The organism is Saccharibacillus sp. O23 (genome assembly GCF_002205895.1).
GTDB lineage: Bacteria > Bacillota > Bacilli > Paenibacillales > Paenibacillaceae > Saccharibacillus.
The window spans coordinates 47,851-55,411 of record NZ_NJDE01000023.1; the positions used below are offsets into that span (position 1 = coordinate 47,851).

The following is a 7,561-nucleotide window of genomic DNA, read 5'->3' on the forward strand; positions in this document are numbered from 1 at the left end:
CGATCAAGGAACCAGCTCGACTAAGAACTGCTCAAGACAGAGCTGGTTGTTCATGTTGGACTTGAGCTTCTTCTTGCTCTCTGCGGTCATGGACATGCAAGATATCCAATAATCCGTGCTGCGGGAACCTGCCACTTGGGAGATAAACTCCAGTTGATCTATGAAAACGATGTGCTCGCGCCGTTCGGAGTGAACGTAGATCATATCTCTGAACCACAAATGGAAAAGATCGAACAGGCTGTCCAAGTGCTCGCCGAGTCCCGCCTTGAACACTTGCTGTTGGGCGGTAACCAGGCTTGCGCCGTTTCGGCCGATCGACTCCTTCCCTAATTGTATCACTACATTTCTTATTTCTGCAAACCAATTCTCTGCTGCAAGCGCCGCGCATTCTTCCGGTCCCGGCGTCAAATAAGCGGCGCAGCGGGCGGCCGGGGTCGCCAATCCTTGAACGGCAAGATCGGCCAGAATATCTTCCGCGCCCATGGCCGTAAAAGGCACGAGCTGGGTACGGGAGCGAATGGTCGGCAGCAGCGACTGCGCGTTTTCGGCCAACAAAATGGCGACTGCCGGAGCCGGCGGCTCCTCCAGGAATTTCAACAAGCTGTTGGACGCTTGAACGGTCATTTTATCGGCTTCGTCGATGATATATACTTTGCGGCCGCTCGTGCCCGAGCGGTAGGAGAACATCTTCTGGAGTTCGCGGATCTGTTCGATCTTGATCGAGGCTCCGTCCGGTCCGATCGCTTGAAGATCCGGATGGTTGCCGTGTTCGACCTTGCGGCAGCTCAGACACTCGCCGCAGGCGTCGCCCAGCTCCGCGCCGCGTTCGCACAGCAGCGCTTTGGCGAAAGCGTCCGCGGCTCTGCGCCGCGCTCCGCCGCCGGGTCCGCTGAACAGATAGGCATGCGAGACCCGCCCGCCGCGCAGACTGCCGCCGAGCATGCGTTTGGCCGTCTCCTGACCGCTGATCGCGTGTAAGGACATGGGGACAGCTCCTTATTGAATAGAATAATAGCGGACTGCCTGCTGACTCGTCCGCTGACTGCACGGAAGCCGGGAACCTGTGTCGGCTCCCGGCTCTCCGGTAAAATTCGGTTTCCGATGCATCGTCTGCGATCAGTATAACAGATTGATCAGCAGACCGCGTATCTCTCCGATTCGATGCAGCAGATCGATTCGGCCTTCTTCGCTGTTCAGCAGGTCGTCGGCCATGGCAAGCAGTTGGCCGTCGACCTCGTCAAGCAGCTTATAACGTTTGGTTCGGCCGAGCCGATCCCAGCCTTTGGTGTCTTTCATGCCTACGCCTCGGCGAACCGTATCTTCCAGAAACCGCTTGACCATCGTGCGGTAAGATTTCAATTCGCGCACCGTCATCGAACGAGCCAAACGGTCGCCTTGACGGTTGATCTCTTCCATGCGGCGGCCCAGCTCGTCCTGCGTCGCTTTGGCTTCCTGATGTCGGATCGCGTCGGAGAAGCTGCGCTGTTCGACGGGGCGCGTCCCGCTATCCTGCGTAACGGGCGTATTGTTCAAGGGCCTGAATCCCGGGTTGATCTTCATCTTGTATCCCTGCCTTTATGTCCGTGAAGACGAGCGGTCTCCGATTCGGAGACCCCGACTCTTCTTCAGGCCGGCTGTCCGCCGGTGGAATGGTCGTGCAGACAAAACGTCCGGCGGGACAACTTGCGATCCGGCACGCTCCCGGACGGGAGCGCCCGGCTTAGGCCGCGCGAGGCCTAAAAGTGTTCGAAACGGTCGACCGGAAGCACGAATACCGTCGCGCCGCCGACTTGCACTTCGACCGGAAGCGGCAGATAAGAATCCGTCGTTCCGCTCATCGGCGTAACCGGCGTCACAAGCTGTTCGCGCACTTTACAGCTGTTGCGAATGACGCTCATCACGGCTTCAACCTGGCTGTCATCGACACCGATCAGAAAAGTCGTATTCCCTGCTCGCAGGAAGCCGCCCGTACTGGCAAGCTTCGTCGCCCGGAAATTCGATTTGACCAGCTCGCCCGACAAGCGGTTGCTGTCTTTATCCTGTACGATCGCGATAATCAGTTTCATCCGTGTTCCCTCCTTTTCGATAGGTTCTTTCCGCCGAAAGGCGAAAGGATCCGTAACAAAGCTTATTCGACGCGAATCAAGAAAAATCCTGCTCGCTCTCGGCGAAAAGAAGGCGGTCCAGTACACTTTTTATATCGGCAAATACAAGCTCTTCGCTTTGCGAAGCGTCGATCCGCGTGAACTGTCCTTCGTATTCTTCGATCAAACGCAAATACCCTTCGCGCACTTTCCGGTGGAAATCTTCTTCTTCCAGATCGAGGCGATTGATCTCCCGATCGGTCTGCTTCGCGTGAATGCGTCCGAGTCCGACTTCCGGCGTCACGTCGAGATAGATGTTCATATCCGGCCAATATTCCATGCCGTTCCAAGAGATCGCGCGTTTATTGATGTCGAGCACGTCTTGCCCCAGTCCGCGCCCGTAGCCTTGATAACTGAGCGAAGACATGACGTAACGGTCGCATACGACGATCTTGCCCTGCTCGAGTGCCGGAACGACTTTGTTCAGCAGATGCTCCCGCCGCGCCGCCGCGTACAGCAGGCATTCGGTCAGCCCGCTCATCGCGTTGTCCACGTCCAAGATCACGCGGCGAATCTTCTCCGCCACGGCGACCCCGCCCGGTTCGCGCGTCGAGACGAAATCGGCTCCGCGCTGACGCAGGTATTGTTCGATTTTCGCGATCTGCGTCGTTTTGCCGCTGCCGTCCGGCCCTTCCAGCACTATAAATTTACCCGAATATTTCATGTTTGGTTACCGTCCTTCGTTATTTTGTTGCCGAATAGATCTGTATGGTCCTTAACGAAGCGTCGGCGGCCCCTTGAAAACGCGCTCCGGCTTCCCTAAGCCGAAGCAGCCGCGACGCCGCGGACGCCGTTATCCGTTCCCCCGCATAGATCAGCGGAATGCCGGGGGGATAAGGCACGATCATTTCCGCCGAGACGCGTCCTTCCGCATCTTCCGGACGGATCGGCTCCGATTCGCCCGGCGGCCGAAGATCGAACGGCACCGGTTCGGAGACGAGCGACTCGGCCAGGGATTCCGTTTCGGGCGGCTCGACTTTGTCGGCTTCATGATCCGACGGCAATCTTGCTCCGTCGGAGCAAGAAGCCGGATCAGCAGTCGGACGAGCTTCTTCGGACCCGGCAGCCGAAGACGCCGACGACTCTGCGGCGGCGTCCTGTTCATCCAGTTCGCGCTGCAGTTCTTGCAGCGCGGCGATCAATCGTCCGGCGTCTGCCGCGCCGGACCCGATTCCGAGCGCCAGCACCGTGCGGCGCTCGTCGCTCATCTCCGCAATGCAGCCCGCGGCCGCCAGCCGCTGCTGCAGCGCGTAGCCGCTCAAGACTCGCCGTCGGTCATAGACGGCGATCTTGAGCGGGTCTTGTTCGGCGTAGGCGCCGCTCGCGCCGCCGCCGAACGCCGGGTCGTGCCCGTGCGAAGCGGGCACGGGAAGTTCGACGCGGCTTCCCGAAGCCGCCGCGTCTGCCGCAAGGCCGTCCGGCGTCTCCGGCCGGACGAAGCCGAACCTCGGCAGCCGCTCCAGCTCGCGGCGAATCTGCGCCGCGGCTTGCAGAGCCGGGGCGAAAGCCGCTTCGCCCCGGCTCTGCGTCACGCTTCGCGCCAGATCGAGCGAAGCCATGATCGGATACGAAGGGCTGGAACTCTGCACCATCGCGAGACGCCTGCGAAGCAGGCCGCGATCGAGCAGGCCGCCCTGCACATGCAGCATCGCCCCCATCGTCATGGCGGCGAGCATCTTATGCGTCGATTGCACGACGCCGTCCGCGCCTTCGGCCAGCGCGGAAGCCGGCAGCGCCGGATGCAGCCCGTAGTGAGCGCCGTGCGCTTCGTCCACGAGCAGCGGAATCCCGTACGTATGACAGATCCGGGCCGTTTCCCGGATACTGCGACCCATGCCGTAATAATTCGGCCGGGTCACGAACACCCCGCGCGCTTCCGGGTAGCGCGCCAGCGCCGCCTCCAGCGTGCTTTCGCCGGGCAGCACCGCAAGTCCGGTGCCCGGATCGCTTTCCGGGGCAACGAAGACCGCCCGCGCCCCCGCCAGCATCAAGCCGTTCAAGACCGATTTGTGCACGTTGCGCTGCACGATCAGAATGTCGCCCGGCTCCCGGCACACCGTCAAGATCAGCGCCAGATTGCCGACCGTGCTTCCCCCGACGAGGAAGAAAGTCTCTTCCGCGCCGAAAAACGCCGCCGCTTTCCGCTGCGCTTCAAGAATCACGCTTTCCGGATCATGCAGGTCGTCCGTGCCTTCGATCTCCGTCGCGTCGATGTTGAGCACCTCGCCGAACCCGTTCGGCAGTTCTCCCGCGCCGTTTGAATAATAATGCCCGTCTTTGTGGCCGGGCACGTGAAAAGAAGCTTCTTTACGCGCGGCGTAACGAAGCAGCTCCGCATAGAGCGGAGCGTCATTCGGATCGAACCCGTTCATGCCGCGCCTCCCGCATCTGCATTTTTCTTATCTATTGTACCTGATTGTAGGGTATTTCCGACACCCGATTTTCATGCTCCTTCGCAAGACCCAAAAGGCATTTTGATTCTTCCGGTTGACGCTTCGATCAGTTATGATATAAACAGCAGAATTCCCAAATCCGGGAATGCTTGATCAGGAATCAGGAAGGAAGGTCGGACATGCTGGAGCAACAACGCGAGAACGGCAACGCCACGATCTATCAATACCAGCTCATACGCAAATTCTATATCCCCCGGCCTTTACTGTTCGTCTATTGGTTGGTTCCTCTCCCCGTGTTGGCGGTCGGCGTCGTTTTGTTTTCTTGGCTTGCTTTCGTGTATATGGCGGCTGCGTTTTTATTCGTCTTGTGGATTCACTTCGTCGTCTCCAACTCGGTTCTATTGATTCGAGGATCCGTATATCGCAAAAAATGGCGGCTGCGTTTCTCCGGCCCATGGTTCGGTTATCTCCCCGACCAGCATACCGGGTTTTCTATTCTCCGTCAGGTTCTGCTGCAAAGTCTTTGGATCGGATTCGTTTTCATCGGCATCATGGTCGCGTGGATCCCTCTTCCGTTCACGGCAGCTCTGCTGTTCTGGCATTTCTGGTTGATGGCTCCGAGACTGTCCATTCTTATGGGTATGCGGGGGCAGCGCCGCGACGTCATGATCAAGCTTAACGAACAAGACATTTCTTACTACGTCCAATAACATCTTTTCGGCTTAAACAAAGAAAGACCGGCTTCGACGCATTCGTCGAGACACCGGTCTTTTTATTCGACTTTCGTTCTTTTGCTGCCGTCCTCAGTTTTCCCTCGGAACCAATACGGTCAGATAATTGCCTTCCAGCGATAAATGTACCGTCGTTCCGCCTTTTGAAAAAATAAAAATCGGATTAGGTTCTTCGAGATTTTCCTGATCTGTCTGCTCCGTCCAACCCCACGCTTTGATCGTCTCCAGATAAGCTTCCGGAATCTGATCCAGACTGTCGAGCCCCGGTACCGAATAGCGGACATAACTCATCTTTGTATTATTGGCTGTTACGTCTGTTTTGCTGGCTTCTTTAGGCACGGGAAAACTTTCTTCAACCGTTGCACCGTCGTAGACCGCCCAGGACGAAGGCTCTTCCGATGTGCATCCCGTTAGAAGAAGAAGTGAACTGCAGAATAGGCAAAAGGCAAACAAAGCTACCTTCCGCTTCATATTCAATTCCCCCTTACATCGTTCTGCGCGATTCATGAACCCCCATATAGTTCTTCTCTCCCGGTTCTAAATTCCCTGCTTAAAACCGAAAGTCCCCTAGAAAAACCGACGATCCTGCTGTGCAGACTTTGACTTTTCCCTGAGTCGCTCGGCTCCCAGAGCCGTTCAACCCATTTCATCATTATACCGAGGTTGGAAAAGTGAACGGTTACAAAAATGTTACCTAGTCAGAAGCCTCCGGCCTCCTTTTTTCGACACAAAAAGCCCTGACTGTATAAACAGCAGGGCTCGAGCACGCTGACTTAACGACGTGCATCCTTAGCCGCCTTTTTGCCCTCTGCCCTCTACTAGGTCAGCGCCCCTTGAGGGGCCCCGGCAAGCTTTCGGAACCCTTCCATTGGCGTTTTAGGTATCCGTCGTGACATAATCCCATTCTTGATCCATGTAACGGATCAACCAATTCAACGAACGATGGCGCTCGTACACGACTCCGGCGTCCAATCCGGCAGGCGCTTCAAGATTTTGGATCCGGGCATCTACGCATGCCCAATCGTAGCGATAGATGAGATCGGCTTCATCCATAATCTCCTGTTTGCTGCGTATGCGGGAAGCCCGCAGAAAACCTTCGAAATCCTCATGCTGCTGAAGAACGGATACCGAATGGCCGACATCGCAAATTCGATCCGGCCGCTCCAACTTCTCGATAAAACCGAGCGCCCACAGCATGACCCAATACGATTCGTATCCCCAAGAGAAGGCAGCGATCTGCGATCTTTCGGGAGCAGATTCGTTCAGATAAGCCCGTTCGCGTTCGGTGAAAAAAGCTTGGGCTTCGTATTGGTTCGTGATCCGGGCAATCAAATCGCTCGTCTCTTCGGGATTTTCGCCGGCTCCGTCGGATTCGCCTTTGACAGCCGCGATGCAAAGCGCGATGGCGCGCGACGCGACTTCTTCGACGCTTCGAATCCGGGTCTGATCTTCTTCTTCGATGACCGGCAGATGCGCGTTGACCGGGACTCCTTCTTCGCGAAGCCTGCGTTCGGAGCGATCTTTGCGCGCCGAAGCGGAAGCAGACGGCATTGGTTCGTCGTGAAGCAGGCTGCTGTGAGCCGTCACGATAAAATCGTCGACTTCCGAATATCCGTCCAGATCCAGCAGCAGCTTACCTTCCTGAGTCATCAAGTTCCGCGCTCCCATCAGCACGATCGCATTCAGCTTACGAGCCAATTCATAGAGCTGCTGCTGAAACGCTGCCGAAAAAGCTTTGTCCGATTCGACGCCGATCACCATATTCAGCGTCGTGATCTGAATCAGCAGCTTTTCGTGGACTGTCGGTTTCTGCGCCGGAACTTGAGCGAAAAAATGATACATGCCGTTTTTCATTTCTTCGAATTTGTCCGGTTCGGTCTTGCCGGTCATAATACGAAATCCGTATTCCGATTTGCCCAGCCAACTTCCCGTTTTTGCTTTCGCGTATGTACTTTCTTGCTGCATGTTGACCGATTTGGCGCCGAACACTTCGTTCAGAGCTTCGATCACGGCTTCCAGATCAAAGTTCGGGCTGTAAAGCGCCGCGTTTCGAATCACTTCCGTCGTTGATGACATAAGCATATCCTCCTCGCTACAGACAATTGCTCTCGCAAATAGTAGGTTTATGATTGTATCATATCATAACACGTACATTTGTTCTTATTATATTTGTTCAAAAAAAAAAAAAATACATACCACAATTCTATTCTCAAAAACATCATAACATGTACAGTAGCTCTCTAGCCACTACGTCCTGACTCCAGTGTATAGCACCACCGACTCTACTCATATA

8 protein-coding genes are annotated in these 7,561 nt (G+C 56.1%); 1 reads left to right on the forward strand and 7 read right to left on the reverse strand.

Annotation, left to right across the window (positions count from 1 at the left end; all coding sequences use genetic code 11):
* Positions 1-3 precede the first annotated feature (3 nt).
* The 5 genes from holB to CDO73_RS22200 form a co-directional block, all read right to left on the reverse strand.
* The gene (gene holB / locus CDO73_RS22180) at positions 4-984 is read right to left on the reverse strand and encodes a DNA polymerase III subunit delta' (RefSeq protein ID WP_088490711.1); all 981 of its coding nucleotides are present in this window, start codon (positions 982-984) and stop codon (positions 4-6) included.
* 132 nt (positions 985-1,116) lie between these two features.
* A complete protein-coding gene (locus CDO73_RS22185) occupies positions 1,117-1,560 on the reverse strand; it encodes a YaaR family protein (protein ID WP_088490712.1) in 444 nt (147 codons plus the stop codon).
* Between the two features lie 176 nt (positions 1,561-1,736).
* Positions 1,737-2,066 carry a cyclic-di-AMP receptor gene (locus CDO73_RS22190; protein ID WP_037286068.1) on the reverse strand — a complete coding sequence of 110 codons (330 nt, stop codon included), beginning with the start codon at positions 2,064-2,066 and terminating at the stop codon, positions 1,737-1,739.
* Positions 2,067-2,142: 76 nt separating this feature from the next.
* Positions 2,143-2,808, reverse strand: coding sequence for a dTMP kinase (tmk, locus tag CDO73_RS22195; protein WP_088490713.1), 666 nt, complete (start codon positions 2,806-2,808; stop codon positions 2,143-2,145).
* A 19-nt stretch (positions 2,809-2,827) separates the two neighbouring features.
* Positions 2,828-4,516, reverse strand: coding sequence for an aminotransferase class I/II-fold pyridoxal phosphate-dependent enzyme (locus CDO73_RS22200; protein WP_088490714.1), 1,689 nt, complete (start codon positions 4,514-4,516; stop codon positions 2,828-2,830).
* A 200-nt stretch (positions 4,517-4,716) separates the two neighbouring features.
* Here CDO73_RS22200 and CDO73_RS22205 point away from each other — a divergent pair, with 200 nt between their 5' ends.
* The gene (locus tag CDO73_RS22205) at positions 4,717-5,247 is read left to right on the forward strand and encodes a hypothetical protein (RefSeq protein ID WP_088490715.1); all 531 of its coding nucleotides are present in this window, start codon (positions 4,717-4,719) and stop codon (positions 5,245-5,247) included.
* Positions 5,248-5,340: 93 nt separating this feature from the next.
* Here the strand turns inward: CDO73_RS22205 and CDO73_RS22210 are convergent, their stop codons facing one another.
* Positions 5,341-5,739 (reverse strand): hypothetical protein, encoded by a 399-nt coding sequence (locus CDO73_RS22210; RefSeq protein WP_088490716.1) that lies wholly within the window; start codon positions 5,737-5,739, stop codon positions 5,341-5,343.
* A 405-nt stretch (positions 5,740-6,144) separates the two neighbouring features.
* Positions 6,145-7,344: a DUF4272 domain-containing protein gene (locus CDO73_RS22215; protein WP_256972810.1), complete on the reverse strand. Its 1,200-nt coding sequence runs from the start codon at positions 7,342-7,344 to the stop codon at positions 6,145-6,147.
* Positions 7,345-7,561: the final 217 nt, after the last annotated feature.

Excerpts from the sequence above, each read along its gene's own strand:
- holB (WP_088490711.1), bottom strand. The coding sequence starts at position 984 with ATGTCCTTACACGCGATCAGCGGTCAGGAGACGGCCAAACGCATGCTC.
- CDO73_RS22200 (WP_088490714.1), bottom strand. The coding sequence starts at position 4,516 with ATGAACGGGTTCGATCCGAATGACGCTCCGCTCTATGCGGAGCTGCTT.
- CDO73_RS22205 (WP_088490715.1), top strand. The coding sequence starts at position 4,717 with ATGCTGGAGCAACAACGCGAGAACGGCAACGCCACGATCTATCAATAC.
- CDO73_RS22185 (WP_088490712.1), bottom strand. The coding sequence starts at position 1,560 with ATGAAGATCAACCCGGGATTCAGGCCCTTGAACAATACGCCCGTTACG.
- CDO73_RS22210 (WP_088490716.1), bottom strand. The coding sequence starts at position 5,739 with ATGAAGCGGAAGGTAGCTTTGTTTGCCTTTTGCCTATTCTGCAGTTCA.
- CDO73_RS22215 (WP_256972810.1), bottom strand. The coding sequence starts at position 7,344 with ATGTCATCAACGACGGAAGTGATTCGAAACGCGGCGCTTTACAGCCCG.
- CDO73_RS22190 (WP_037286068.1), bottom strand. The coding sequence starts at position 2,066 with ATGAAACTGATTATCGCGATCGTACAGGATAAAGACAGCAACCGCTTG.
- tmk (WP_088490713.1), bottom strand. The coding sequence starts at position 2,808 with ATGAAATATTCGGGTAAATTTATAGTGCTGGAAGGGCCGGACGGCAGC.